We start from the raw sequence: 26,785 nt of genomic DNA on the forward strand, positions 1-26,785 counted from the left end.
GTGCGCTCCGGCGGTCAGCGCAGGTCGCACACCTTCACGGTGTAGATGCCCCGGCCGTGCGTCGCGGCGTACAGCGTGCCGCCGTCCGGGCTCGTCTTGAGCTGGAGGACCGCGACGGCCGGCAGGCCGCCGATGCGCTGCCAGGTGGTGCGGCCCGGCGCGCGGTAGACCACGCCGAGGTCGGTGGCGACGGCGAGGCCGCCGTCCGCCGTGACCAGGGCGGAGTCGGTGGGCACGTCGGGCAGGTTGGCCGAGATGTCCGTCCAGGTGGTGCCGCCGTCGGTGGACTCGAAGACGTGGCCGACGCCGGCGCCGGGGCCCTCGGTCCAGCGCCGGGAGAAGCCGTTGACGGCGAGGAAGACATGGTCGGCGTTCTTCGGGTCGACGGCGAAGCCGCTCAGGTAGCGGTTGGGCACCGTCCCGTCGACGGGCAGGCTGATGTCGTGCCAGCCGGTGCCGTCCGCGTTGCCCACGGCGATGCCGCGGGCGAAGCCCTGGTTGTTGCAGGGGCCGCACCAGGCGGCGTAGATCTTGCCGCCGGACGCGGCGACGGCGGTCGCGGCGCGGCCGGCGCCGAGGTCGTGCACGCTGGTCCACTCGGAGCCGCTGCGGATGGCGTAGCCGTGGGTCTGGACCCAGATGTGGCGGCCGCCGGCGATCCAGGTGTCGCCGTTCTTCATGTCCGCCGCGAGCGGGGCGATGAAGCGGGCCTCGCTGGTGGCGTTGTCGGGCGGGGCGACGGCGTACGAGGTGGCCTTGGACGCGTCCGTGGTCCAACTGCCATCGTTCACGGCGCAGTTCTGGGTGACCTGGACGGCGAGGTAGACGTACTCCTGGGCGATGTTGCAGCCGTTGGCCGGATCGGTGAGCGTGTCACCGCCGTCGCCGCCGAAGTTGGAGCCCATGACCGTGTCGTTGCCGCGCAGGATGGACTGGCCGTTGTCCTGGAGGCCGCCGGTGACGGACAGGCCGCCGTGGTCGAGGTCCTTGCCGATGCCTACGGAGTAGTACTGCAAGGTGTCGATGGTGCCGTCGTTGAGGGACGTCCAGTCGGTGGCGTGGCCGGAGGCGTCCTGGGCGCCGCTCACCGGGCGCCTGTAGACACCGCCGTCGTTGCCGACGTACACGAAGCTCCTGCCGTGGTAGCGGCCGATGGCGACGCCGTGCTGGTCGGAGTGGGTCGTCGGGTTGCAGTCACCGGTCTGCTTGGCCGGGTCGATGCTCCAGCAGGAAAAGGGGAAGTTCCAGTACGGGCCGACCGTCGACCAGTTGGCGCCGTCGTCCTTGGTCTCGTAGACCTCTTCCAGGCCGGCGTACACGTGCTGCGCGTCGCTCGGGTCGACGGCGAGGAACTGGTTGTACCAGGCCTGGACGCCGGGCATGTAACCGGCCGTGGTCAGCGCGGAGTTGTCGGCGGCGAGGCCCTTGTAGTCGGCGATCTTCGTCCAGGGGCCGGTCGGCGAGCCGGACTTGGCGACGTAGATGCCCTCCAGGCCGCTGTCCGGGTTGGTGTTCAGCTGCTGCGGGGACTGGTCGATGGCGTAGTAGCGGGAGCCGTCGGCGGAGCGGGCGAAGGTGACGTTGCCGACGTCGGCCGCGTCGGCCGGGAGGTCACCGAGGCCGCCGGTGATCCGGGTCCAGGCACCGCCCGCCTTGGTGTAGAAGCCGTTGTAGTCGTCGCCGCTGCGCCAGCCGACGGCGAGGAGCACCTTGGTGGGGTCCTTGGGGTCGATGGCGATGTCGTTGGCGATGTTCTTGTACGGCGCGCTCGGGTCGCCCGCCTTCGGACCGCCCGGCAGATAGCCGGGGTTGGGTGCGAACTCCAGCTTCCAGGGACCGCCCAGCTGCTGGGTGGAGTGGCTCCACACGCCTTTGCTGGTGGCCGCCCACACCGTGTCGCCGCCGAAGCGCAGCTCGTGGATGGTGGTGCTCTCCAGTTCGTCGCCGCCGACCCGGCTGCGCGTGGTGAAGGTGCCGTGGCGCGGGTGGGTGAGGACGTAGACGCCGCTGCCGAGATAGGCGTCGGAGCTGGTGGTGGCCTCACCGGTGCCCAGCCATAGCCGGCCCGCACCGTCGAGGGCGAGGGCACCGGTGGACTGGGCGGGCAGCCCGTCGCTGATGGGCTGCCAGTGGCCGCCTCCGGTGCGCGAGCGCCAGACTCCGCCGCCGGCGCTGCCCGCGTACACGTAGCCGTCGTCGTCGGCCGCGATCGCCGCCATCCGGCCGGTGACGTTTCCGCCGCCGCCGCTGGAGTTGGAGTCGATGTCGCGGTAGCGCGGATCGTCGGAGTCGTACGGCAGGTCGGTGATATTGCGCCAACTTCCGCCTGTTTCCCTGAGGTTGGTGAGGTCGTGCCACGCGGCGCCGTACGCGCCCGGTGCGACCACACCCGGTGAGGTGCGGGCCTCGGTGTACTGGTCCGCGCCCTCGGCGATCTCGTCCGCTTCGTTGCCGCCAGCGTCGTCCGCCGCCAGGTGCGGGGACTTGGCACCCATCGACTGCTCGCGTTCCTTGGCGAGTTGGCCGAGGACGCGGACGCCGAAGGGACTCGTCGAGCGCCCGGAGGCGGCGGACGGGGGTATCACGACGAGTGCGGCGGATGCGGTGAGCGCACAGAGCGTGAACCACCGTCTTCTGCGGGTTGGTAGGGACACCAGGGACCTCCCGGGATGCATCGACACTGCCGACGCAGGAGACCCGACCACTCCGGCGCGAAAACATCCGCCGCTTGGCCAAATTTTGACGAGAACCTGTCAGTAGCTACGGTCCGGAAGGCGGTTCTTCCGGACCGCCGGGGAGGCCACCGCGCCCTGGGTGCGGAACCTGCCGACCGCTTTCAGCAGCTGGTCGGCCGGATCGCGCAGCCCGGGGTGGGCCAGCACGGTGTTGCGCAGCCCGCGGACCGGCCGGCGCCACAGCCGCTGGGCCAGCGCCACCGGATGGGCACGGGCGGCGAAGCCCTCGGCGACCCGCAGTTCGCGGGTCTTGAGCCAGTCCTTGTACTCCTTGTCACCGCGGCCCAGGTCCACCAGGGTCACCCCGGCCCGGGCGGCCGCCTCGGCGGTTCGCAGATGCATCATCAACCCCGGTGAGTAGTAGTGCAGTTCGGGGTCGTAGGCGGTGAACCAGGCCGCCAGCACCGTGCTCGACCGGGGGCCGAAGTGGGCGGCGACCGGCCGGTCGCCCGCGTAGAGCACGGACAGCACTCCGGTGAAGTGCTCCTCGCGGACCCGGAAGAGATGGTCGACCAGACCGACGATCCACGGCCGGGCGAACCGGTCCATACGACTCGTCCTGCGGTACTGCGCGGACTTCCAGCGCATGAGCGTGCGCAGGACGTCCGGGTCGCGCTCGTCGAACACGAACCGCACCTCTCCGATGTCCCGGCCGAGCCGCCGTTCCTTCTTCAGGGTCGTCTTGGCCAGCCCCGGATAGGTGCCGCGCAGCCACTCCGGATAGCCACCGTCGCCGGGCTTCACATCGATCACCGGTGAGGCGAAGGTGCCGGTGACATGCGGCGCGAACGGCCGTTGCTCCTGGACGAGATGGTCGAACTCGAAGATGCTGAGCCCGCAGGCTCGCAGCAGTTCCCCGGCGTCCCAGGTGACTCCGGGCCGGTGCACCAGGGCTTGGCAGTCGGACAGTCCGAGCCCGATGGCGCGTCCGGTGCCGAACGGCCCCCGCTCGTACGGAAAGAAGCCGGCGGGCGCCCCGTCCTGGCGCAGGACCGCCACCCGCGCCCCGGCCCGGTACCGGCCGACGCCGATCGCGAACTCCGGGGCGAGGAAGGGGTTGGCGTACTCGGGTGACTCGTCCATCGCGCGGTGCCAGGCCCCGCGCAGCTCGGGTGTCAGCTCGCCGGGTCTGTGGATGGTGATCTCCACCTCAGTTCGACCGCCCTTCCGCGGGCTCCGCGAGCGGTGTGCCGGAAACGGCACAGGCCGGTGAGGCGTGTGGATCATGGCTCATGGATCGCATGGCGACCGCTCCCCCCATGACGCGCCGGGCGCGTCCTGCCGCTGGTTCCGATGTGCGCGGAAATCCCCTCCGTGCGCGACCGCTCAAAGCTCGCGAAACAGTACGCACTCCGTCAAGGGTGCCCCAGGCGACGGATGATCCGCCACGGGTCTGCGGACATCGGGGCCAACCCTTTGTAAAGGGTGTCCTCAGGGGGCGAGCGCCCCGGCTCGCCCGCCATGGCGCTCAGATCCTGTGTGCCGATCACCGACAGCAGTTCGAGAACGATGTACCGACCCTGGCCAAGCACCGGCAGACGTCCGAGGATTGACGACCGACCGGTGCGGTCTGCCCCGCACGAGAGTACGAAATCCCGACAGGCGGCAGCCCATGTCCTCCGCGTCCTCCCCTGCCCCGCACGGCCCCAACTTCCTGCGGGCGGTCACCGCCGGGCATGTGCGTGCCGCCGCCCGGCCGCTGCACCTCGGCGGCACGCTCCTCGTAGTGCAGACGGACGGCGTTCTTCCCGCCCCCGCCCGCTCCCTTGACATGAACCTGCGTCAACCCCGAGGCTTCGTGCGTGAAGTTGCTCGATTGAAGCTCTTTTCAAGCGTATCCGAGCAATAGCCCGCAAGAACAGTCAGTCCGCAGTGCTGCGAGGGGAGCTGTTCCGCCGTGCAAAGACCACGAAGATTGCGCCACCGTGTGCCGTGGCCGGCCTGGGCACCGCTGGGGCTGGCGGCCGCCCTGGCCGCCACCGTGCTCACCGCCCCGGCGCCCGCCCACGCCGCCACCGCCTCCGGCGCCGTACTCGACCCCGCTCACGGCGACGTCAGCTGGCAGAGCCCGGTCTACCCCAAAGGCACCGGCGGGGGCACCGAGAGCTGTCCCGACGCGGCAGCCGACCCCGAGAACAAGGTCTGCGACCGCTTCGACCTGACGGTCTCGGTGCCGGACGGCTACTGGGACGACAACCCCGAGGGCGGCGTCCCGCTGTCGGTCAAGTGGGAGAAGCCCTCGGACGACTTCGACCTGTATGTGTACGACGACCACGGCAAGCAGGTGGCGTCGAGCGCGGGCACCGCCGACCCGGAGGCCACGGTGATCCCGCGGGCGTCGGGGACGTACCACGTGCTGGTCGTGCCGTACGACGTGCACGACAACTCCTTCACGGGCACCGCGTACCTGCCCGCCACCACGGACGCCGGCGACCTCACGTCCTTCTCCGGCCGCGACGGCAGCTACACCGTCAAGGCAGGGCAGCTCACGGCGCAGGCCGACTTTCTGACAGGCGGTCAACTCCGCCTGCAGGCCGACCCGTCAGGCTCGCTGAGCGATCCGGCCGGCACCGCGATCGTGCGCACACAGCCCGCCGTGGAGCGGCACACCTCGTCCTTCGACGCGGGTGAGTACTACGGCATCCGCTCCCCGCAGGCCGTGCTGCGCGTGTACAAGAAGCCGCTGCGCTTCGGGCTGTACAGGCCCGACAACCGCACCCGGATCTGGCAGGAGGACAAGCCGCTGCGCTGGTCGACCGGCGGGATGCGGCAGAGCCTCACGCGAGGCGCGGACGAGCAGTTCTTCGGCGGCGGAGAGCAGAACGGCAGCTTCTCGCACCGCGGGCAGACCATGTACGTGTCCAACAGCTTCGACTGGGACGAGGGCGGCTACAACAACTCCCAGCCCTTCTACCTCTCCAGCGCGGGCTACGGCGTCTTCCGCAACACCTTCGCCCCGGGCGTGTACACCTTCGGCTCGCCGGTCACCACCGGGCAGCAGGAACGGCGCCTGGACGCCTACTACTTCCTCGGTGACGCCAAGCAAGTGATCGGCAAGTACACGCAGTTGGTGGGCAAGCCGTTCATGCCTCCGGTGTACGGCCTGGAACCCGGTGACTCCGACTGCTATCTGCACAACGCCAACCGTGGCGAGCGGCACACCCTGGACGCGCTGAAGATCGCCGACGGGTATACCGGGCACCAGATGCCGCTCGGCTGGATGCTGGTCAACGACGGCTACGGCTGCGGGTACGAGAACCTGGAGCAGACCGCCAAGGGCCTGCAGGACCACCACGCCCAGCTCGGCCTGTGGACCCAGGACGGCATCGGCAAGCTCGCCGACCAGGTCAAGGCGGGCCAGCGGGTGGCCAAGCTGGACGTGGCCTGGGTCGGCAACGGCTACAAGTTCGCGCTGGATGCGTGCGACGCGGCGAAGAAGGGGATCGAGGACAACAGCGACGCGCGCGGTTTCGTCTGGCTGCCGGTGTCCTGGGCGGGCGCCCAGCGCTGCGGTGTGCTGTGGAGCGGCGACCAGAAACTGTCCTGGGACTACATCCGCTGGCAGATCCCGACGTACGCCGGGGCGACCATGTCCGGCATCGCCTACAACACCGGTGACGTCGGCAGCATCTACCGTCACGACGCCAAGATGTACGCCCGTGACCTGCAGTGGAAGGCGTTCCTTCCGGCCATCATGACCATGGACGGCTGGGCGACCGACCTCACCACCAAGAAGCCAGCCGACCAGCAGCCCTGGCTGGACGGGGAGCCGTACACCTCGATCAACCGCAAGTACCTGCAGCTGAAGGAGCAGTTGCTGCCGTACATGTACACGCTGTCGGCCGAGGCCGCGAAGACCGGGGTGGGCGCGGTGCGTCCGCTGTGGCTGGAGTACCCGGACGATCCGGGCACCCTGACGGACCAGGCGAAGTACGAGTTCCTGTCCGGACCCGACTTCCTCGTCGCCCCCGTCTACCAGGACTCCGACACCCGGGACGGCATCTATCTGCCGAAGGGCACCTGGACCGACTACTGGACCGGGCGCACCTACCAGGGTCCGACCACGGTCAACGGCTATCACGCCCCGCTCGACACGCTTCCGCTGTTCGTGCGCGAGGGCGCGATCGTACCGATGTGGCCGAAGGGCACGACGAGTTGGCAGACCCGGGACCGGCACGAGCTGGACTGGGATCTGTATCCGGCGGCCCACGGCACGAGCCGCTACACCCTGTACGAGGACGACGGGGTGACCCGTGACTTCACCAAGGGCGCGGCCGCCGGTCAGCAGGTGTCCGTGCACGCCGACGGCCACGGGACGACCGTCTCGGTGGGCGCGAGCAAGGGTGACTACGCCGGCAAGGTGGACGCCCGTGCCTACCGGTTCACCGTGCACGGCGACTCGGCACCCCGGCGGATCCTCCTCGACGGCCGCCAACTGCCCGCCTCCGCCTGGTCGTACGACCCCGGCACACAGGTCACGACCATCACCACACCGAGTCTGTCACTGGAGCGGGGCTTCACTGTGCGTCTGGTCGACGAGCGGTAAAGGAATCGTATGGTCTAGTCCAAAGAGCACGCTGGTCTAGTCCAACTTATTGACGTGCCCGCAACACCTCCCGGAGGGTGGGGCTCCCCTGCTCTGGGGACCTCCCCACCCCCACCCTCTGGAGGCACGCAGTGAGACGTCTTCGGGCATGTCTGGGCGCGGCGGCGGCCGTCACGCTGGCCGCCGCGGGCGCCACCGCGCTCGTCGCGAGCAACGCCTCGGGCGCGACCACCGCGCTCGGCAACCGGTGGTACGCCGCCGCCCCCTATCTGATGCCGCTGGACAACGACCCGCCGGACCCGGGCGCCATCATGGACGCCACCGGCCTCAAGGCCTTCCAGCTGGCCTTCATCCTCGCCCCCAACGGCGGTGGCTGCTCGCCCACTTGGGGCGGCACCGCACCCGTGTCCTCGGACACGGCCGTGCAGTCGATGATCAGCACGGTCCGCGCCAAGGGCGGAGACGTGTCCGTATCCATCGGCGGCTACGGCGGCACGAAGCTCGGCCAGGCCTGCGCCGACCCCGCGTCCACGGCGGCGGCGTACCAGCAGGTCATCACCAAGTACGGCCTGCACGCTATCGACTTCGACCTGGAGGAGCCGGAGTACGAGAACACGGCCGCGATCCACAACGAGATCGGCGCCGCCAAGATCCTCCAGCAGAACAACCCGGGGCTGTACGTCTCGGTGACGACGGCCGGCACCGCGGACGGCACCGGCTGGTTCGGCAAGCAGATGCTGCTGGAGGCCAAGTCCCAGGGCTTCACCCCGAACAACTTCTCCATCATGCCGTTCGACGGCGGCTTCAACGGGGCGGCGAGCCAGACCAGCGCGCTGACCAACTTCAACTCGATCCTGCAGTCCACCTTCGGCTGGGACCAGGCCACGGCCTACGCCCACGAGGGCTTCTCGGGCATGAACGGCCGCAGTGACACGGGCGAGATCTTCACCCAGGCCGACTTCCAGACCGTGCTGGACTACGCGACGAGCCACAACATGGACCGGTTCACGTTCTGGTCCCTGAACCGCGACCGGCAGTGCAGCCCGCCGGACAACGGCGGTCGTACGTCCGGCACTTGCTCCAGCGTGGCACAGAGCGACTGGGACTTCGCCAAGTACTCGGTGAGGTTCGCGGGAGCCACCCCGCCGAGCATCACCCCGACCCCCACACCGACGCCGACACCCACTCCCGCCTCCTGCAAGACCGCCTGGAGCGCTTCGGCGGTGTACACGGCCGGCGACGAGGTCTCGTACGGCAAGCACAACTGGAAGGCCAAGTGGTGGACCCAGAACGAGGTGCCCGGCGCCTCGGAATGGGGGCCGTGGCAGGACGAGGGCGCCTGCTGAACCTCTTGACGTGTCTGGTTCAGACCTCTAGCTTCTCGGGTCACCGGCGACCAAGGATGCGTTCAGCGTTCAGAATGCTGAACGCATCCTTGGGTTCGACATCCGGTCCGACGAAGGGACCCCCCATGACCCGAACCCGGCTCCTCGCGGTGCCGACCACCGCGGGCCTCGCCCTCGCCCTCTTCCTGCTCGGCAGCCCCAGCGCCATCGCCGCCGACCCGCATGTCGCACCCGGCGGCAACTTCGACCTGTCGGTCTGGGAGCTCCAGGAGCCCGTAGGCTCCCCCGGCAGCCCGACCACCATCCCGTCGTCCCGGCTCCAGGGCGCGAACGGCTACCAGGACGCGTACTTCTACACCGACACCCATGACGGGGCGATGACCTTCTGGGCGCCCGAGAAGGGCGTCACCACGCCGAACTCCCATTACGCCCGCTCCGAGCTGCGCGAGATGAACCGCGACGGCAGCCCCGCCGACTGGACGCTGTCCGGTTCGCACAAGATGACCGCGACCCTGCGCGTGGTGTCCGTGACGAAGAACGTGTGCGTCGGGCAGATCCACCTCGGCAGTGGCGGCTCCTCCACCAAGCCGCTGCTTGAGCTGTACTACCACTCCAACGGCGACATCGTCCTCGGCACGGAGAACTCGCCGTCCGGCGGGCAGACCCCGCACCCCGTGGGACATGTGCCGATCGGCAAGACCTGGAACTACGCCATCGCCGTCTCGGGCGGGAACACCATCGACCTGACGGTCGACGGCACCACCACCCACTACGCCATTCCTTCGTCCTTCAACCAGTACAAGCAGTACTTCAAGGCCGGTTCCTACAACCAGTCCTCCTCGGACAGCACCACCAACGGCGCCCGTGTCGCGTTCTACGGCCTGACCGTCACACATGGCTGACACGCGGCCCGACCTGCGCGACTGGTGGAATCGGCCGTAGGGCCGTAGCGTCGTGTGAGGTCGGACACAGCACGACGGGTGGGAGCGACCATGCGCGGATCAGTGACAGGAACGGCAGTCATCCTCGCGGCAGGCGCCCTGGTGACGGCGGCCATGACAACGGCCCCGGCTTCGGCGAGTCCGCCCACCACGGCCTCCGTGGCAGTCAGGCCCGAGCGCCCGCGTCCCGTCCTCGTCGACTGCACCTGGCACAAGAACGTCCGCCCCGCCGACTTCATCCTGGCCTGCGGCGACGGCAACAGCCGTCTCGACGGGCTCCACTGGTCGCAGTGGGGCCCGCACGGAGCGACGGCCACAGGTGTGAACATGGTCAACGACTGCAAGCCGTACTGCGCGGCCGGCCACTTCCACGCTTACCCGGTGACCGTACGGCTCGACGACCCGAGGCCCTGGAAGAAGCAGCCGCGGGTGCAGCACTACACGCTGATGAGCCTGACCTACACCGGTGCCCGGCCGGAAGGCTTCAAGCCGGTCATGATCTACCCGCTCTGGGACTGACGCCCCGGCCCCCGCCTCCGGCGTGTCCCGTGCGACCGGCGATCCTCGCCCCGTCATGTTGGTGTGACCTTGTCCGCGGCGCCCCGTGCGCCGACCGAAGAGAGGTCACATGCCCCGACTCCCTCGCCTGGCCGGAGCCGCCACGGCCGTGCTCGCGCTCGGCCTGGCCGCGGCGGCTCCGGCCGTCGGCGACGAGCCCCTGGTCACCGGTGCGCGCATCGTCGCCCACTTCGATCAGGCCGCCGGCCAGACCCCCGAGAACATCGCGCTCGAACCCGACGGCTCCGCCGACCTGACCTTCGCCTTCGCGCGGCAGGTCGCCCGCGTCGCCCCGGACGGCACCACCCGGATCCGCGCGACCCTGCCGGACGTGCCCCACCCGGCCACTCCTCTGGTCCACAGCGCCCTCGTCACGGGCATCGCCCGCGCGCACGACGGCACGCTGTACGTCGGCTTCGCCACCGGCACCAGAAGGACCGGCATCTGGCGCCTCACCCCCGGCGAGGAACCCGAGCAGATCGCCGAGTTGCCGCCGAACGGGTACCCCAACGGCCTGGCGCTCGACGAGAACCGCGGGGTGCTGTACGCCACCGACTCGGTCCGCGGCACGGTCTGGCTCGTCCCGCAACAGGGCGGCCCGGCCATGGCCTGGGCGACGGGCACGGCCCTCGCTCCGCTCCCCGCGCCCGCCCCCGGCTTCGGCGTCAACGGCGTCAAGATCCACGACGACGCCGTATGGGTGTCCAACAGCGACCGCGGCACACTGCTGCGTATCCCGGTCCGCGCGGACGGCTCCGCCGGGCCCGTCGAGACGCGGGCCCGCGGGCTCGACGGCATCGACGACTTCGACTTCACCGGCCCCGGGACGACCGTGCTGGCCGCGCTGGACAGCGCCAACGCCCTTGCCGTTGTCCGTCCGGACGGCAGCTCCAGCGTCGTGCTTTCCGCGCGGGACGGACTGTCCAACCCGACGTCGGTGGCCGTGCGCGGGCGCACCGTGTATGTGCCGGGGGCGGCGTACTTCAGGCAGCGGGATCCGAACTTGCTCGTCGCCGCGGTGGCGCTCCGCTTGGAGGGCCGTGCGGGGTCACGTCTGCCGTGAAACGCCGTCAGCCGTCTGCGGCGGCGTCGTGGCTGGTCGCGCCCACGCGGCGGTAGCCGCATATCAGACACAGCCCTGCGCCCCTGTTGGCCGCGCCCCCTTCGGGGCGCGGCCGACGGAGCCCGTCAGGCCAGCTCGACCAGTAGGTCGCCGCCCTCCACCTGCTGGATGCGGTTGATGGCCAGGCGGGAGATTCGGCCTGCCTTGGGGGCGGTGATGGTGGCCTCCATCTTCATCGCCTCGATGGTGGCTACGGTGGCACCGGCCGCCACCTCGTCGCCCTCGGTCACGGCGAGGGTCACCACGCCGGCGAACGGGGCTGCCACATGGCCGGTGTTGGCGCGGTCGGCCTTCTCCGTCACCGGTACGTCCGAGGCCGCGGCGCGGTCGCGGACCTGGATGGGGCGCAGTTGACCGTTGAGCGTGGACATCACGGTGCGCATACCGCGTTCGTCGGCCTCGCCGATGGCCTGCAGTTCGATCAGCAGCCGGACGCCGGGCTCCAGATCGACGGCGTACTCCTTGGCCGGGCGCAGGCCGTAGAAGAAGGCCTTGCTGTCCAGGACGCTGGTGTCGCCGAAGGCCTGCCGGTGAGTGTCGAACTCCCGTGTCGGGGCGGGGAACAGCAGCCGGTTGAGGGTGGCCCGGCGGTCCTTGGCCAGCCCCTCCCGGTCCTCGGCGGAGAGTTCGGGCGCGGGCTTGGGCGCGGCCCGGCCCTGGAGTGCCTTGGTGCGGAACGGCTCGGGCCAGCCGCCGGGCGGGGTGCCCAGTTCGCCGCGGAGGAAGCCGATCACCGAGTCCGGGATGTCGAACCTGTCGGGTGTCTCCTCGAAGTTCTCCGGGGAGACGCCGGCGCCGACCAGGTGCAGGGCCAGGTCACCGACCACCTTCGAGGACGGGGTGACCTTGACCAGGCGGCCGAGGATGCGGTCGGCGGCCGCGTACATCGCCTCGATGTCCTCGAAGCGGTCGCCGAGGCCGAGCGCCACGGCCTGGGTGCGCAGGTTGGACAACTGGCCGCCGGGGATCTCGTGGTGGTAGACGCGGCCGGTCGGGGAGGCGAGGCCCGCCTCGAACGGGGCGTAGATCCTGCGGACCCCCTCCCAGTACGGCTCCAGATCGCCGACCGCCTGCAGATCGAGGCCGGTGGGGCGGTCGGAGTGGTCGGTGGCGGCGACGAGCGCCGACAGCGACGGCTGCGAGGTCGTACCGGCCATGGAGGCCACCGCGCCGTCCACCGCGTCGGCGCCCGCCTGGATCGCGGCGAGGTAGGTGGCGAGCTGCCCGCCCGCCGTGTCGTGCGTGTGCAGGTGCACGGGCAGGTCGAACTCGCGGCGCAGCGCGGAGACGAGCTTGGCGGCGGCCGGGGCGCGCAGCAGCCCGGCCATGTCCTTGACCGCGAGGACGTGCGCGCCCGCCTCGACGATCTGCTCGGCCAGCCGCAGGTAGTAGTCGAGGGTGTAGAGCCGCTCGCCCGGGTCGTTGAGGTCGGCGGTGTAGCAGAGGGCGACCTCGGCGATCGCGGTGCCGGTCTCGCGTACGGCCTCGATGGCGGGGCGCATCTGGCCGACGTCGTTGAGGGCGTCGAAGATGCGGAAGATGTCGATGCCGGTGGCGGCGGCCTCCTGGACGAAGGCGTCGGTCACCTCGGTCGGGTACGGGGTGTAGCCGACGGTGTTGCGGCCGCGCAGCAGCATCTGCAGGCAGATGTTGGGCACGGCCTCGCGCAGCGCGGCCAGCCGCTCCCAGGGGTCCTCGGCGAGGAAGCGCAGCGCCACGTCGTACGTCGCGCCGCCCCAGCACTCCAGGGACAGCAGCTCGGGCAGGGTGCGGGCGACGACCGGGGCGACGGCGAGGAGGTCCTTGGTGCGCACGCGGGTGGCGAGCAGGGACTGGTGGGCGTCGCGGAAGGTGGTGTCGGTGACGCCGATCGTCGGCGACTCGCGCAGCCGGCGGGCGAAGCCCTCGGGGCCGAGGTCGACCAGCAACTGGCGGGAACCGGCGGGAGGTTCGCCGGTCGGCAGCGGTGGCAGCTTGGTTACCGGGTCGAGCAGGTCGGGGCGTTCGCCGTGCGGCTTGTTGACCGTCACGTCGGCGAGGAAGGTGAGCAGCTTGGTGCCGCGGTCGGCGGAGGAGCGGGCGGTGAGCAGGTGCGGGCGCTGCTCGATGAAGGAGGTGGTGACGCGGCCCGCCTGGAAGTCGGGGTCGTCCAGGACGGCCTGAAGGAACGGGATGTTGGTGGCCACGCCGCGGATGCGGAACTCGGCCACGGCACGCCGGGCCCGGCCGACGGCGGCCCTGAAGTCCCGGCCCCGGCAGGTGAGTTTGACCAGCATCGAGTCGAAGTGCGCGCTGATCTCCGTACCGGCGTGGGTGGTGCCGCCGTCCAGGCGGATGCCGGAGCCTCCCGGGGAGCGGTAGGCGCTGATCCGGCCGGTGTCCGGGCGGAAGCCGTTGGCGGGGTCCTCGGTGGTGATACGGCACTGGAGGGCGGCGCCGCGCAGGGTGATGGTGTCCTGGGCGAGGCCGAGGCCGGCGAGGGTCTCGCCGGAGGCGATCCGCAGCTGGGCCTGGACCAGGTCGACGTCCGTGACTTCCTCGGTCACGGTGTGCTCGACCTGGATGCGCGGGTTCATCTCGATGAAGACGTGGTTGCCGTCGCGGTCCAGGAGGAACTCGACGGTGCCCGCGTTGCGGTAGCCGATCTCACGGGCGAAGCGGACGGCGTCGTCGCAGATCCGCTCCCGCACCTCGGGGTCGAGGTTGGGGGCGGGGGCCAGCTCGATGACCTTCTGGTGGCGGCGCTGGAGCGAGCAGTCGCGTTCATAGAGGTGGATGACGTTGCCCTCGCCGTCGGCGAGGATCTGCACCTCGATGTGGCGCGGGTCGACGACGGCCTTCTCCAGGAAGACGGTCGGGTCGCCGAACGCGGAGGCGGCCTCGCGGGAGGCGGCCTCGATGGACTCGCGCAGCTGGGCGGGTTCCGCCACGCGGCGCATGCCGCGCCCGCCGCCGCCCGCGACGGCCTTGACGAAGACGGGGAAGCCGATCTCCTCGGCGGCGCGCACCAGTTCGTCCACATCCGTGGAGGGCTGGGAGGAGCCGAGCACGGGGACGCCGGCGGCGCGGGCGGCGGCGACCGCGCGGGCCTTGTTGCCGGTCAGCTCCAGGGTGGCGGCGCTCGGGCCGACGAAGGTGATGCCCGCCTCCTCGCAGGCGCGGGCCAGTTCGGGGTTCTCGGACAGGAAGCCGTAGCCCGGGTAGACGGCGTCGGCACCGGCCCGGCGGGCGGCGCCCACGATCTCCTCGACGGAGAGATAGGCCCGCACCGGGTGCCCCGGCTCCCCGATCTCGTACGCCTCGTCGGCCTTCAGCCGGTGCAGTGAGTTGCGGTCCTCGTGCGGGAAGACGGCGACGGTGCGCGCGCCGAGTTCGTAGCCCGCCCGGAACGCGCGGATCGCGATCTCTCCACGGTTGGCGACCAGCACCTTGCGGAACATTCTGGATTCCCTTCAGCTGCCTGCCGGCGACGAACACCATGGTGTCAGCCACGCCCTGCCGTACCTCGCGGCAACCTTAGGGGGTGCCCGCGCGTGTCGACGTGCGAAAACCATCACATTGACGAGGTGGGGGGCGCCACACGCGCGCGGTGGAATTCAGCGTTCCAGGGAGGTCATCGCCGCGTCCTGGGAACGCTCGGCGGCCGCCTGAGCGGGCACGGACGGGGGCGGCGCGGGCGCGGGCACGACCGGCGGCTCCCCGGAGGCGGGCGCGGGGATCGCGGGCACCTCCTGGGACGCGGGCGCGGGGCTCGCCGACGGCTCTTGCGACGCGGGCACGGGCTCCACCGGCGGCTCGGCGGACGCGAACCCTCGCTCCCGGATGCGCAGCAGGGACCGCAGGCGCGCCTGGAGTCCAGGGCGGTGGCCGTGCAGGAGGCCGAGGAGGATCGCCGAGCCCACGGCGATCAGATGCTCGCGGCCGGCCAGGTTGGGGACGGCGATGGACTCCCACACCATCGAGCCGCCGGTCATCGAGAACACCACGGGCGCGCGTTTGACCACGGCGAGATAGGTGAACAGGCCGACCACGGCCGCGGAGGGGCCGGTGTCCAGCACCTGCCCGTACGCGTGCGGCAGTCCGAAGCCCCACCACCCGGGGCCCAGCGCGATCATCACGCGGGCGGTGAGCGTGCCGGCCACGGTGGTGGCGTAGGCGATCGCCAGGGTACGGGCGCGGCCCAGGACCACCTCGGCGAGCGCGAAGGCGAGGAACAGCTGGGTGATGCCCGCCCACACGGGCAGGTCCAGCGCGGGGACGTACAGCGACACGGGCGTGCGCAGCAGGGAGAGCCACAGCGGCAGATCGGCCCTGACGCCGCCGAGCCACTCCACCCACTGGGCGCCCAGTGGGTGCTGGGCGATGTCATGGAAGAAGACGACGCCGAACGCGGCGACGAACCCCAGCAGCAGCCCGGACAGTCCGCGGTGCATGAGGCGTCGCACCGGGTCGACGACGATGGAGTGCCACTCGCCCCGCAGGGTGCGCCCGGTGAACCGGACGAGCCGTGCGAGTAACGGCCGGCACCATGGGATGCGCCCTTCAGTCGTCATGAGACACGGCAGCCCATCGCCTTCGGCTCCGCCGACACGTCCATCGCCCCCTTTTACCCCGCTCCCGGCATGCCGGTGGCGGGGCGTTTTTTGGTCATCCGCCCGTTTGAAACGTCATCGTATAGATGTACGGATCTTGCCCCGTCACCGCACCCCTGCGTACGGAGCGCGACGGCCCCGCCTCAGCCGCCCTTCCCGCCTGCGGTCATGCGTCCGGTCCCTCCCCCGGTGTGGGCCTCTGTGGTGGTGAGGCCCGATCGCTGACAGTTCAGCGAGCCGGGAGGCGGGCGTCAAGATCCATTGCGGAAGCACACGGGTGTGGGAAGACCCACAGGTGTGCGGCGACGGAATCCGGGCCCGGGAGGCAACCTCGGCCCCCGCGGATCCGTCCTCCCATACAGGCTCCTGTACAGCCCTGTTGGGGAACTCCCTCTCCGCCAACCGGAGCAGCGCGCCTTGACTTCGAGAGCGCTCCAACTCGTAGCGTCGCAGACGTCCGGCCCCGTGCCGTACCCACGACGATCGAGTGTGCAGGAAAGGCTGGCACATCACATGCAGAAGCGCAGTCTGCGGAACCTCCAGGTATCGGCCATCGGCCTCGGATGCATGGGCATGTCCGCCTTCTACGGCTCCGCCGACCAGGAGGAGGGCATCGCGACCATCCGGCGGGCCCTGGAACTCGGCATCAACTTCCTCGACACGGCCCAGGTGTACGGCCCGCTGACCAATGAGTCGCTGGTCGGCGAGGCGATCCGGGGACACCGCGACGAGTACGTGATCGCCACCAAGTTCAACTACCGGATGGACGAGGCCGTACCGGGCGACATGACCACGATCGGCCGGCAGGACGGCTCCGCCGAGCATGTACGCAGCTCCATCGACGGCTCGCTGCAGCGGCTGGGCACCGACCACATCGATCTGTACTACCAGCACCGGGTCGACCCCAACGTGCCCATCGAGGAGACGGTCGGCGCGCTGGCCGAACTGGTCGGGCAGGGCAAGGTGCGGCACATCGGGCTGAGCGAGGCGAGCGCGGAGACCATCCGGCGGGCGCACGCCGTGCACCCGATCACCGCCGTGCAGAGCGAGTACTCGCTGTGGACGCGGGACGTGGAGGCCGAGGTGCTGCCCGCCTGCCGGGAGCTGGGCATCGGCTTCGTGCCGTACTCTCCGCTCGGCCGTGGCTTCCTCGCGGGCCGCTTCACCTCCCCGGAGGAGCTGGACGAGAACGACTTCCGCCGCAACAACCCGCGCTTCACGGACGCCAATCTGGAGGCGAACCTGCGGCTCGCGGCGAAGGTCAAGGAGATCGCCGCCGAGAAGGAGGTGACGCCGGCTCAGCTGGCCATCGCCTGGGTGCTGGCCCAGGGCGAGGACCTGGTGCCGATCCCTGGCACGAAGCGGCGGACCTACCTGGAGCAGAACGCCGGTGCCGTCGATGTCGAGCTGACCAAGGACGACCTGGCGCGTATCGACGCGGAGTTGCCTGCGGTGGCGGGCGATCGGTATGACGAGTCGGGGATGCGAGCCGTCAATCGCTGAGCGCCGAAGGGGGTGCCGGGAACTGTCGTCGGGCGTCTGCGGGTTCGTTGTGGTTGCTCACGCCCACGCGGCGGCAGCCGCATATCAGACACAGCCCCGCGCCCCTAGGCTGTTGTACGCGCCGCAGTCGCCAAGTCCAGGTCCGTCGTCTCCGGCGCCAGGAAGTGGGAGACCAAACCGCCCAGGGCCAGGACCGCGGCGCCCGCCAGCAGGACGAAGCGGGCACCGAAGTGGTTCAGGCCCATCGGGAGCAGGAAGGTGCCTATGGCGGCACCGACCCGGCTCATCGCGGTTGCGAAGCCCACGCCCGTGGCGCGCAGCGAGGTCGGGAACACCTCCAGCGGGTAGACGGCTGTGAGCGCGCTGGAGGCGGCGTTGAGGAAGATGAAGAACAGGAAGCCGCCGACGATGACCGGCGTGGACTTCGGCCACATCGCGACCACGGCGAGCGCGGCCGCGGTGATCCAGAACGGCGGGATCAGCAGCTTGCGCCGGCCGATGCGGTCGACGACCAGGCAGCCGGCGGTGACCCCGGCAACGGCGGTGAAGGAGTAGACGAGCAGCGCGGCGACCGCGTTGTCGCCCATGTTCAGGGCGTCGAAGACCTGGGTCCAGAAGGTGCCGATGGCGAAGTACGGCAGCACCAGCGCGGCCCAGAACACACTCGCGAAGACCGTGCTGCGCAGGTGCCGGCGGCTGAACAGCGCGCGCAGGCCCTGCCGTTGGGGTTCGGCCGTCTCCGCCAGCTCGGCACTGACGTCGATGTCGATGCCGTAGCGCGCGATGAGCTGTTCGGCCTCCTCGCGTCGGCCCTTGCTGAGCAGCCAGCGCGCCGACTCCGGGACCCCGCCGCGCAGCGCCACGCAGACCAGGGCGATGACCGCGCTGCTGGCCAGTGTGTAACGCCAGCCGCCGTGGACGTCCGCGAAGACGGCACCGACGACGGTCGCGAGCGCGTAGCCGACGTACCAGCTGATCTCCAGGCTGGCGAGCAGCCGGCCGCGGCCCTTGCGGGGCGCGTACTCGGACAGCAGCGGGGCGCCGATGGCGTACTCGCCGCCGATGGCGATGCCCATCGCCAGCCGGATGAGGAAGAGCTGGAGTCCGTCGGTGACGAGGAACTGGAGCACCGAGCCGACCAGGAAGATCAGCATGTCCGCGAGGAACACCGGGCGTCTGCCGTAGCGGTCGGCGAGCCGGCCGAAGAGCGGTCCGCCGACGAAGATGCCGATCAGCGGGGAGGCGCCGACCAGGCCCTGCATCACCGTGGACAAGTGCAGATCGGTGGTCAGGGCGCCCATGGCCATGCCGATGCCGCCGATGATGTAGCCGTCGATGCCCTCGCCGATCTGTGTGGCGAGCTTCAGCTTGGTGTGCAGGCGGCGGCGTTCGCGGAGCAGGTCCGGCGAGACCGGCATGCCGGGCGTGTCGAACTGGTGTTCAGTCGTAGGCGTCGTTGCCATGGGCGGTCCTTGTCTGGGGACGGACGGTTCCAGAGCCGTGGGGGGCGGGTCCGGCAGAGATGGGTGAAGAACGGGGGGTGGGTCAGGGGGTGGGCCAGTCCAGGGCGATGTACTGCGTCTCCAGGAACGCCTCGATGCCCTCGCGGCCGCCTTCCCGGCCGAGTCCGGACTGCTTGACGCCGCCGAAGGGTGCGGCCGGGTCGGACAGCAGGCCCCGGTTGACGCCGACCATGCCCGCCTCCAGGCGCTCGGCGAGCCGCAGGGCGCGGCCGACGTCGCGCGAGTAGACGTAGGCGGCGAGGCCGTGGACGGTGGCGTTGGCGCGGGCCGCCATCTCGTCCTCGTCGGTGAAGGTGGTCAGCGGGGCGACGGGGCCGAAGACCTCCTCGTGGAGGATGCGGGCGTCGTCGGGGACGTCGGTGAGGACGGTCGCGGGGTGATAGAAGCCGGGGCCGCGCGGGGCGGTGCCCTGCGCGGCGATGCGTGCGCCTCGGTCGAGCGCGTCCTCGACGAGGGAGCGGATCTTGTCGACGGCGGCGCGGTTGATCATCGGGCCGAGGGTGACGCCCTCCTGGGCGCCGGGCCCGGTGCGTACGGCGGCCATGGCGGCGCCGAACTTCGCGGTGAACTCGGCGGCGACGGCCTCGTGGACGTAGAACCGGTTGGCGGCGATGCAGACCTCGCCGCCGCCGCGCATCTTGGCGTCCATCGCCCCGCTCACGGCCGCGTCGACATCGGCGTCCGCACAGACGACAAAGGGAGCGTTGCCGCCGAGTTCCATGGTCACGTTGACGACGTTGGCGGCGGCCTGGCCCAGCAGGACCTTGCCGGTGGCGGTGGAGCCGGTGAAGGAGAACTTGCGGACCCGTTCGTCACCGAGCCAGGCGGAGACGACCTCGGGGGCGCGGTCCGTGGGCAGCACGTTCAGCAGGCCGTCGGGCAGACCGGCCGCGGCCAGCAGGGCGGCGACCGCGAGCGCGGTGAGCGGGGTCTCGGGGGCCGGCTTCAGCAGCACCGGGCAGCCGGCCGCGAGGGCCGGGGCGATCTTGCGGGTGGCCATGGCGGCCGGGAAGTTCCACGGGGTGACGAACGCGGTGACGCCGACCGGGTGCCTGCGTACGACGTGCCGGAAGCCGCCGCCGGGCGCGTCGCCGAACGAGGAGCCGATACGGACGGCCTCCTCGGCGAACCAGCGGAAGAACTCGGCCGCGTAGCCCACCTCGGCGAGCGCGTCCCGGCGGGCCTTGCCGTTCTCCCGGACGATCAGGCCGGCGAGCGTGTCGCGGTGCTCGATCATCAGCCGGAAGGTGTCGTGCAGGATCTCCGAGCGGCGCCGGGGCGAGGTGGCCCGCCAGCCGGCCGCTGCCTCCTCGGCGGCGGCGAGGGCCGCACGGGCGTCCTCCGCGCCGGCGTCGGACACCCAGCGCACCGGCTCGCCGGTGGCCGGGTCGTAGACCGGGTAGGTCCGGCCGTCGGCGGCCGGGAGCCAGCGGCCGCCGAGGAACACATCACCGTCGGCGAGCGGAGCCTTGGCGAGGGTGTCGATGCCGGCGAGGTTCATGGGCTGCTCTTTTCCTCCGTCCCGGACGGGGTTCCGTCCGATGCGCGGTGAATTTACGAGCGCGTCATACGGCCGACAAGGCCACTCAGCCGGATCGCAACCGGGGTTGCTGTGAGGGCAACTCGCTGATCACAGAGGGGTCTTCCGGGGCAGCGGCGCGGGGCGGGGCTCCCAGCCGAGCAGCGTGGACACCCGGGCCGCGGCGCGAGCCGTCGTACGCCCGGCCTCGTCGAGCCGGTCGCCGAGGCGGGCCTTGGGCGCGGAGATGTTCAGCGCCGCGACGACCCGGCCGCGGAAGTCCCGTACCGGTGCGGACACGCCGACCAGGTCCGCCTCGAACTCCTCGCTGACCCGGGCGTACCCGCGTCGCCTGGCCTCCTGGATCAGCGACCACAGCTCGGGCACCGGCATCTCGCCCGTCGTGCCGAAGCGGACGTACAGCTCGTCCGGGGTGGCGTCGGCGAGCAGGACCCGGCCGGCGGACAGCCGCCATGCGGGCACCCCGCGGCCCTCCCAGCCGTGCACGCGGAAGGAGTGCCCGGAGACCGACAGCAGGGTGAGCACCTCGCGGTCGTGCAGGACGCAGAGGTGGCTCGTCTCCTCCAGGTCCGCCGAGAGCGCGTGCATGACCGGCTCCGCGACGCGCACGAGCCGGCTCTCGGAGGTGCGGGCGACCAGCGAGAACAGCCGCCAGCCCAGGCGGTACTCCAGGGTGTCCGGGTCGCGTTCGACGATCCCCTCGGCGGCCAGGGCCTTCAGGGCGCGGGAGATCTGGGTCTTCTCGCGGCCGACGAGCTGGGCCAGCCGGACCACACCGAGGCCTCCGGCGCGCTGCGCCTCGTCGGAGGCGAGGGCTTCCAGCAGATCGATGTCCCGGCGCAGACCGTGCCCGCGCGCGGCGGAGGGAGTGTCCGTCACGGCGCCATCCTAGGCACGCCGATCCCTCGGAGAACCCCCAGGTCAGAGCTTGAGTTGTCCGGAGAGCAACCGGCATTTCGATTCCCTGGACCGCCTTGCCGACGGCAGGTGACGGACCTAGATTCGCCGCATCGGGCCGTAGGAACTGCCCCGAATGCGGGGTTCACGCATGATGTGCGGTTCCGGCCCGCTCGCGTCCTGGTTCGCCCGTCGAACCCCGTCACCGAAGGTCCTGGAGTTCCGATGCCTTCCCCGGAGTCATGTGCCGCGCCGGATTCATCCGCCGATTCCTTTGCCGCGACCGCGCTGATCGGCGAGTCCTTCGTCGGTGACGGCGTGAACGCCGCGCACACCAACGTCGTGATCGGCCGCAAGGGCGGCCCGGTCGAGACGGCCTGGGCGACCGCGCTGGCCACGCCGAGCGCCGGGCATGTGCCGTTCCTGACGGTCGTACGGCCGTCGGTGCCGGTCAAGCCGGCGACCCTGTTCGTCACCAAGGCCGCCGCCCGGGGCGACCTGCACGAGCGGGCCACCTGGGGCAGCGCTCAGGCGGGTCTGGCGCAGGGTGTCCTCGACGCGGTCGCGGAGGGCCTTCTCCCGGCCGGGGAGGCCGACGAGCTGCTGATCATCGCGGCCGTCTGGGTCAATCCCGGCGTCGACGACCTCGACGCCTCCTTCCGCAACCAGCGCGCGGCGGCCTACGGCGCCGTCCGGGCCGCGGTGACGGGCTCGCCCTCTGTGGCCGACGTGCTGGACGCGGCCGAGGAGGGCCCGGCGAACCCGTTCTACACACCGTCCGCGGAGGTGCTCGCCCGGTGAAGATCACGGACATCTCGCTCGACCGGTTGCGCCTGGAGCTGGACCCGCCGTTCCGGGCGGCCTGGGACCCGGTGCCGCGCGGCCACTTCGACGCCACGATCGTGCGGGTGCACACCGACGAGGGGATCACCGGCATCGGCTCCGGCGACCTCATGGACGGCTTCGGCACCTACAAGCACCTGTTCGTCGGCGAGGATCCCCTCGACATCACCCGGCATGTGAAGGCCATCGAGACGGCCAGTTTCCATGGCGCCCCGTACTGGCCACTGGAGGCCGCGCTGTGGGACATCATCGGCAAGGTGCACGGCCGGCCGGTGTCCGAACTGTTCGGCAACGCGGCGAAGAAGCTGCCCGCGTACGCGTCCTCCGGCGAGCTGAAGTCCCCCGAGGAGCGGGTCGCGACCGCGCTGAAGGTGCGTGAGGCCGGGTTCCGGGCGATGAAGATCCGCATCGACCGAAACCGTGTCGACGAGGGTGTCGCGGCGGTCCGGGCCGTGCGCGAGGAACTCGGCGATGACTTCGACATCATGGTCGACCTCAACCAGGCCTGGCGGATGGCGGGCGACACCGCTGACGCCTCCGACCTCGCCAAGACCCGCAAGATCATCGCCCGGCTCGCCGAGCTGGACGTGTTCTGGGTCGAGGAGCCGCTGCCGTACGCGGACCTGGACGGGTTCAAGCGGCTGCGCGCCGAGAACCCGGGCGTGCGCATCGCGGCCGGCGAGATGCATCACTCGGTGCCCGAACTGCTGCGCTACCTGGAGGAGGACGCCCTCGACGTCTACCAGATGGACGTCGTCCTCGCGATCGGTATGCACCGCGCCCGCACCCTCGCCGAGCTGGCCCAACTGAAACACCGTCAGTTCACACCGCACAGCTGGACGAACGGCATCGGGGTGCTCGCCAACCTGCATGTGTCGGCGGGCGTCGGCGGCGGCCCGTACTTCGAGTTTCCCTACGACCCGCCCGGCTGGACCCCCGAGCGCCGCGACTTCATGCTCGCCGAGCCGGTGCGCGTGGACGCCGACGGCTGTCTCGAAGTCCCGGACAGGCCGGGGCTGGGCGTGGAGCTGGACGAGGACGCGATCGACCGCTGGAGGGTGAAGTGACGTACGCGATCGAGGAGTTGCTGACCCGCTCGTACGACGAGTGGCGGGCGGCGGCCGGAAAACTCGTCTTCGAGACCCGCCCGTTCATCGACGGCGTGTTCACGGACGCCGTCTCCGGCGAGGTGTTTCCGAGTACCTCCCCGCGCGACGGCGGGGTGCTGGCCGAGGTGCAGGCGGCCTCGGCCGAGGACGTCGACCGGGCCGTACGGTCCGCCCGTACCGCCTTCGAGGACGGCCGCTGGCGGGACCTCGCGCCCAAGGAGCGCAAGCGCATCCTGCTGCGCTGGGCGGAGCTGATCCTGGCGAACGCCGAGGAGCTGGCGCTGCTCGACACGCTGGAGATGGGCAAGCCGATCACCGAGTCGCTGCGTGTGGACGTGGCCAAGACGGCCGAGACGATCGCCTGGTACGCGGAGACGATCGACAAGACGTACGACGAGGTCGCCCCGACCCCCGGTGACGCGCTCGCACTGGTCACCCGGGAGCCGCTCGGTGTCATCGGCGCCGTCGTCCCGTGGAACTACGCGCTGCTGATCGCCAGTTGGAAGCTGGGCCCGGCTCTCGCCACCGGCAACAGCGTGGTGCTGAAACCGGCCGAGCAGACCTCGCTCGGCGCGCTGCGGCTGGCCGCGCTCGCCACCGAGGCGGGACTGCCGGACGGTGTGTTCAACGTGGTCCCCGGGCGGGGCGAGGTGGCCGGGCAGGCGCTGGGCCGGCACCCGGACGTCGACAAGATCGCCTTCACCGGCTCGGCGGAGGTGGCCCGGCTCTTCCAGGTGTACGCGGGCGAGTCCAACGGCAAGCAGGTCGCCGTCGAGGCGGGCGGCAAGTCACCCCAACTCGTCCTGGCGGACGCCGACATCGAGGCCGCCGCCTCCGCCGTGGCCTGGGGCATCTTCTACAACGCGGGGCAGACGTGCAACGCGGGCTCGCGAGTCGTCGTGCACGCGTCGGTCAAGGACGAACTCCTCGCCGCCGTACGCCGGATCACCGCCTGCACCTTCCGCGTTGGCGACCCGCTCGACCCGGCCACGGTGCTGGGCCCGATCGTGGATGAGGCTCAACTCGCCAAGGTCCTCGGCTATATCGAGCGCGGCACACAGGACGGCGCTACCGTGCTGCTCGGCGGGAACCGGGTGCTCGCCGAGACCGGCGGCAGCTATGTGGAGCCCACCGTGCTCGACGAGGTGGCGAACACCTCGGTGGTCGGGCAGGAGGAGATCTTCGGACCGGTGCTCGCGGTGGTGTCGTACGACGATGACTCCGCCGACAACGCGGAAGGCGTACGGCTCGCGAACCAGAGCGACTTCGGGCTCGTCGCCTCCGTGTGGACCCGGGACGTGACCGTCGCCCACCGCACCGCGCGGCGGCTGCGGGCCGGCACCGTGTGGATCAACACCTTCGACGCCAGCGACGTCATCACCCCGTTCGGCGGCTTCAAGGCGACCGGCGCGGGGCGCGACAGGTCCCTGCACGCGCTGGACGCGTACACGGCGCTCAAGACGACATGGATCAACCTCGCCTGAACCTTCATCAGGCGAACACTCCCCCTCTTTCTCTTCTCTCATCTCAGCGAGGACAACTGATGAGGATCGGTTTCATCGGCCTGGGCAACATGGGACGCCACATGGCCCGGCACCTGATCCACGCGGGACATCTGGTCACCGTGCACGACACCCGGCCCGAGGCCGCCGCCGAGCATCTGGCGCTCGGCGCGCGCTGGGCCGACACCCCCGCCGACTGCGCCCGGGACGCCGAGTTCCTGATCACCATGCTGCCCAACCCGCGCATCGTGGAGGAGGTGCTGCTGCGCGGCGGGGCCGCAGAGGCGCTGCCCGAGGGCGCGCTGTGGATCGACATGTCGACGTCCACTCCGGCCGCCGCCGAGCGGGTCGCGGCCGAGGTGCTGGACGCGCGCGGGGTGCGCCGGCTGGACGCGCCGGTCAGCGGGATGGCGCGGGGTGCCGAGGCGGGCACGCTGCAGATCTTCGCGGGCGGCGCGGACGACGACTTCCGGATCGCGCTGCCGGTCTTCGAGACGCTCGGCGACTCCGACCGGGTACTGCACGTCGGCCCGCTCGGCGCCGGTTACACGGTCAAGCTCATGATCAACCTGTTGTGGTTCAGCCATCTGGTCGCCACCAGCGAGGTGCTGGCGATGGGCGTCAAGGCGGGCGTCGATCTGGGCGTGCTGCGGGGCGCCCTGCTCGCGTCGCCCGCCGCGTCACACTTCCTGGAGAACGACATCATGTGCGTACTCGCCGACGGCGACTACGACGACTCCTTCGCGATGGCGCTGGCCTGCAAGGACCTGGGCCTCGCCGTCGACCTCGGCCGCGATCTCAACGTCTCCGCGGAGCTGTCGGCGCTGGTCGAGCAGATCTACCGCCGCGCCAAGGCACGGCACGGCGACCTCGCCGGCGAGATGAGCCCGGTACGGCTCTACGAGGAGCTGGCCGGGCGGGAGTTCAGGCTGCCGTCGCCGGCCGCCGCGTTCGAAGCCACCGCTCTCACGGTCTGACGCGACCGAGTCTTCCCAGGAGCCGCACGCCATGACTTCCGTCAGGAGCCGCACCCCATGACCGACAGCTTCACCCCTTTGAGTCTCGACACCGTCTGCCGGGTCGAGTTCGGCCCCGGCCGGATCGGGCTGCTGCCCGAACTGATCGCGGACACCGGTCACCACCGCGCGTTCGTCGTCACAGACCGGGGACTGCGCGCGGCCGGTGTCGCCGGGCGCCTCCTGAAGATCCTGGACGTGGCGGGAGTGGAGTACGCCGTGTACGACGAGGTGGCGCCCAATCCGTCCACCGGGAACGTCGACGCGGGTGCCGCCCGGGCCCGCGCCTTCGGTCCGGCGGTGGTCGTGGCGCTCGGCGGCGGCTCGGTGCTGGACGCCGCGAAGGGCATCTCCCTGCTGGTGGGCAATCCGGACGCGGTCGCCGCCGACGCCGACCACCTCTGGGAGGCGGCCGACGGACTGCCGTTGATCGCCGTACCGACGACCTCCGGGACCGGCGCGGAGACCAACGGCTTCGGCGTCATCGAGGACGCGGCCGCCTGCCGCAAGGTGTACATCGGGCACCCGTCCGTCAAGCCCCGCATCGCCCTGCTCGACCCGGAGCTGACGCTCGGCCTGCCACCGGCGGCGACGGCCGCGACCGGCATCGACGCTCTCGTCCACGGCATCGAGTCGCTGGCCTCGCGCGGTGCCAACGCGTTCTCCCTGGCGTACGCCACCCAGGCCGTGGCGATGACCGGCCATGCCCTGCCGCTCGCCCACCGGGACGGTTCGGACCTCGACGCCCGCGCCGAGCTGATGATGGGCGCGCATCTCGCGGGCCAGGCCCTGACCCTGTCCGGGCTCGGCCTGGTTCATGGCATCGGCCATGCGCTCACCGCCCACACCGGCACCCCGCACGGCGTCGCCCTGGCCGCCGTCCTGGAGGAGGTCATGGAGTTCAGCGCGCCGGCGGCGCGGGAGGCGTACGAGCGGGCGGCGCGGGCCCTGCGGGTGCCGCCGCCCGCCGACGGCGACGTGGGCGCGGGCGGCCGTCACGGCGGTACGGGA

The 26,785-nt window shown here is 71.0% G+C and carries 17 protein-coding genes and 1 pseudogene; 11 read left to right on the plus strand and 7 right to left on the minus strand.

Annotated features, from left to right (window positions below):
* Window positions 1–14: 14 nt before the first annotated feature.
* Window positions 15–2,654, minus strand: a complete 2,640-nt coding sequence (locus M878_RS53610; protein ID WP_031223955.1) for a WD40/YVTN/BNR-like repeat-containing protein — start codon at window positions 2,652–2,654, stop codon at window positions 15–17.
* Between the two features lie 99 nt (window positions 2,655–2,753).
* Window positions 2,754–3,884 (minus strand): GNAT family N-acetyltransferase, encoded by a 1,131-nt coding sequence (locus M878_RS53615; RefSeq protein WP_023544727.1) that lies wholly within the window; start codon window positions 3,882–3,884, stop codon window positions 2,754–2,756.
* Between the two features lie 1,225 nt (window positions 3,885–5,109).
* Here M878_RS53615 and M878_RS46885 point away from each other — a divergent pair.
* The 5 genes and pseudogenes from M878_RS46885 to M878_RS53635 form a co-directional block, all read left to right on the plus strand.
* Window positions 5,110–7,266, plus strand: a pseudogene (locus tag M878_RS46885) (glycoside hydrolase family 31 protein); the annotation flags it as partial.
* Window positions 7,267–7,412: 146 nt separating this feature from the next.
* The gene (locus M878_RS53620; protein WP_023544730.1) at window positions 7,413–8,627 is read left to right on the plus strand and encodes a chitinase; all 1,215 of its coding nucleotides are present in this window, start codon (window positions 7,413–7,415) and stop codon (window positions 8,625–8,627) included.
* Window positions 8,628–8,752: 125 nt separating this feature from the next.
* A complete protein-coding gene (locus tag M878_RS53625; protein WP_023544731.1) occupies window positions 8,753–9,529 on the plus strand; it encodes a polysaccharide lyase family 7 protein in 777 nt (258 codons plus the stop codon).
* A gap of 198 nt (window positions 9,530–9,727) precedes the next feature.
* A complete protein-coding gene (locus tag M878_RS53630) occupies window positions 9,728–10,087 on the plus strand; it encodes a hypothetical protein (protein WP_425347887.1) in 360 nt (119 codons plus the stop codon).
* Between the two features lie 109 nt (window positions 10,088–10,196).
* Window positions 10,197–11,189, plus strand: a complete 993-nt coding sequence (locus M878_RS53635) for an SMP-30/gluconolactonase/LRE family protein (RefSeq protein WP_031223962.1) — start codon at window positions 10,197–10,199, stop codon at window positions 11,187–11,189.
* 125 nt (window positions 11,190–11,314) lie between these two features.
* On the opposite strand, the gene M878_RS53640 is transcribed toward M878_RS53635, so the two are convergent.
* Both M878_RS53640 and M878_RS53645 read right to left on the minus strand, forming a co-directional pair.
* Window positions 11,315–14,689, minus strand: coding sequence for a pyruvate carboxylase (locus M878_RS53640; protein WP_023544734.1), 3,375 nt, complete (start codon window positions 14,687–14,689; stop codon window positions 11,315–11,317).
* A 156-nt stretch (window positions 14,690–14,845) separates the two neighbouring features.
* Entirely contained in the window at window positions 14,846–15,802 is a 957-nt protein-coding gene (locus tag M878_RS53645) for a hypothetical protein (RefSeq protein ID WP_023544735.1), read from the minus strand.
* Window positions 15,803–16,354: 552 nt separating this feature from the next.
* Here M878_RS53645 and M878_RS53650 point away from each other — a divergent pair.
* Window positions 16,355–17,344, plus strand: a complete 990-nt coding sequence (locus M878_RS53650; RefSeq protein WP_023544736.1) for an aldo/keto reductase — start codon at window positions 16,355–16,357, stop codon at window positions 17,342–17,344.
* Between the two features lie 104 nt (window positions 17,345–17,448).
* On the opposite strand, the gene M878_RS53655 is transcribed toward M878_RS53650, so the two are convergent.
* The 3 genes from M878_RS53655 to M878_RS53665 form a co-directional block, all read right to left on the minus strand.
* The gene (locus tag M878_RS53655; protein WP_051430063.1) at window positions 17,449–18,807 is read right to left on the minus strand and encodes an MFS transporter; all 1,359 of its coding nucleotides are present in this window, start codon (window positions 18,805–18,807) and stop codon (window positions 17,449–17,451) included.
* Window positions 18,808–18,889: 82 nt separating this feature from the next.
* Window positions 18,890–20,368, minus strand: a complete 1,479-nt coding sequence (locus M878_RS53660; RefSeq protein WP_023544738.1) for an NAD-dependent succinate-semialdehyde dehydrogenase — start codon at window positions 20,366–20,368, stop codon at window positions 18,890–18,892.
* A 129-nt stretch (window positions 20,369–20,497) separates the two neighbouring features.
* Window positions 20,498–21,286, minus strand: a complete 789-nt coding sequence (locus M878_RS53665; RefSeq protein ID WP_023544739.1) for an IclR family transcriptional regulator — start codon at window positions 21,284–21,286, stop codon at window positions 20,498–20,500.
* A 243-nt stretch (window positions 21,287–21,529) separates the two neighbouring features.
* Between M878_RS53665 and fae the strand changes: the two genes are divergently transcribed.
* The 5 genes from fae to M878_RS53690 form a co-directional block, all read left to right on the plus strand.
* Window positions 21,530–22,105, plus strand: a complete 576-nt coding sequence (gene fae, locus M878_RS53670; protein ID WP_023544740.1) for a formaldehyde-activating enzyme — start codon at window positions 21,530–21,532, stop codon at window positions 22,103–22,105.
* Window positions 22,102–23,214, plus strand: a complete 1,113-nt coding sequence (locus tag M878_RS53675) for a mandelate racemase/muconate lactonizing enzyme family protein (protein WP_023544741.1) — start codon at window positions 22,102–22,104, stop codon at window positions 23,212–23,214. The genes fae and M878_RS53675 overlap by 4 nt, the downstream gene beginning before the upstream one ends.
* A complete protein-coding gene (locus M878_RS53680) occupies window positions 23,211–24,740 on the plus strand; it encodes an aldehyde dehydrogenase (protein WP_023544742.1) in 1,530 nt (509 codons plus the stop codon). Before M878_RS53675 ends, M878_RS53680 begins: the two co-directional genes overlap by 4 nt.
* Before the next feature lie 59 nt (window positions 24,741–24,799).
* Complete coding sequence (locus M878_RS53685; RefSeq protein ID WP_023544743.1) at window positions 24,800–25,735, plus strand: NAD(P)-dependent oxidoreductase; 936 nt, start codon at window positions 24,800–24,802, stop codon at window positions 25,733–25,735.
* A gap of 57 nt (window positions 25,736–25,792) precedes the next feature.
* Window positions 25,793–26,785: iron-containing alcohol dehydrogenase (locus M878_RS53690; protein ID WP_023544744.1), on the plus strand; the 993-nt coding region annotated here is incomplete at its 3' end.

Origin of the sequence: Streptomyces roseochromogenus subsp. oscitans DS 12.976 (assembly GCF_000497445.1) — a bacterium.
Classification (GTDB): domain Bacteria; phylum Actinomycetota; class Actinomycetes; order Streptomycetales; family Streptomycetaceae; genus Streptomyces; species Streptomyces oscitans.

Excerpts from the sequence above, each read along its gene's own strand:
- M878_RS53645 (WP_023544735.1), bottom strand. The coding sequence starts at position 15,802 with ATGACGACTGAAGGGCGCATCCCATGGTGCCGGCCGTTACTCGCACGG.
- M878_RS53640 (WP_023544734.1), bottom strand. The coding sequence starts at position 14,689 with ATGTTCCGCAAGGTGCTGGTCGCCAACCGTGGAGAGATCGCGATCCGC.
- M878_RS53685 (WP_023544743.1), top strand. The coding sequence starts at position 24,800 with ATGAGGATCGGTTTCATCGGCCTGGGCAACATGGGACGCCACATGGCC.
- M878_RS53655 (WP_051430063.1), bottom strand. The coding sequence starts at position 18,807 with ATGGCAACGACGCCTACGACTGAACACCAGTTCGACACGCCCGGCATG.
- M878_RS53650 (WP_023544736.1), top strand. The coding sequence starts at position 16,355 with ATGCAGAAGCGCAGTCTGCGGAACCTCCAGGTATCGGCCATCGGCCTC.
- M878_RS53635 (WP_031223962.1), top strand. The coding sequence starts at position 10,197 with ATGCCCCGACTCCCTCGCCTGGCCGGAGCCGCCACGGCCGTGCTCGCG.
- M878_RS53660 (WP_023544738.1), bottom strand. The coding sequence starts at position 20,368 with ATGAACCTCGCCGGCATCGACACCCTCGCCAAGGCTCCGCTCGCCGAC.
- M878_RS53625 (WP_023544731.1), top strand. The coding sequence starts at position 8,753 with ATGACCCGAACCCGGCTCCTCGCGGTGCCGACCACCGCGGGCCTCGCC.
- fae (WP_023544740.1), top strand. The coding sequence starts at position 21,530 with ATGCCTTCCCCGGAGTCATGTGCCGCGCCGGATTCATCCGCCGATTCC.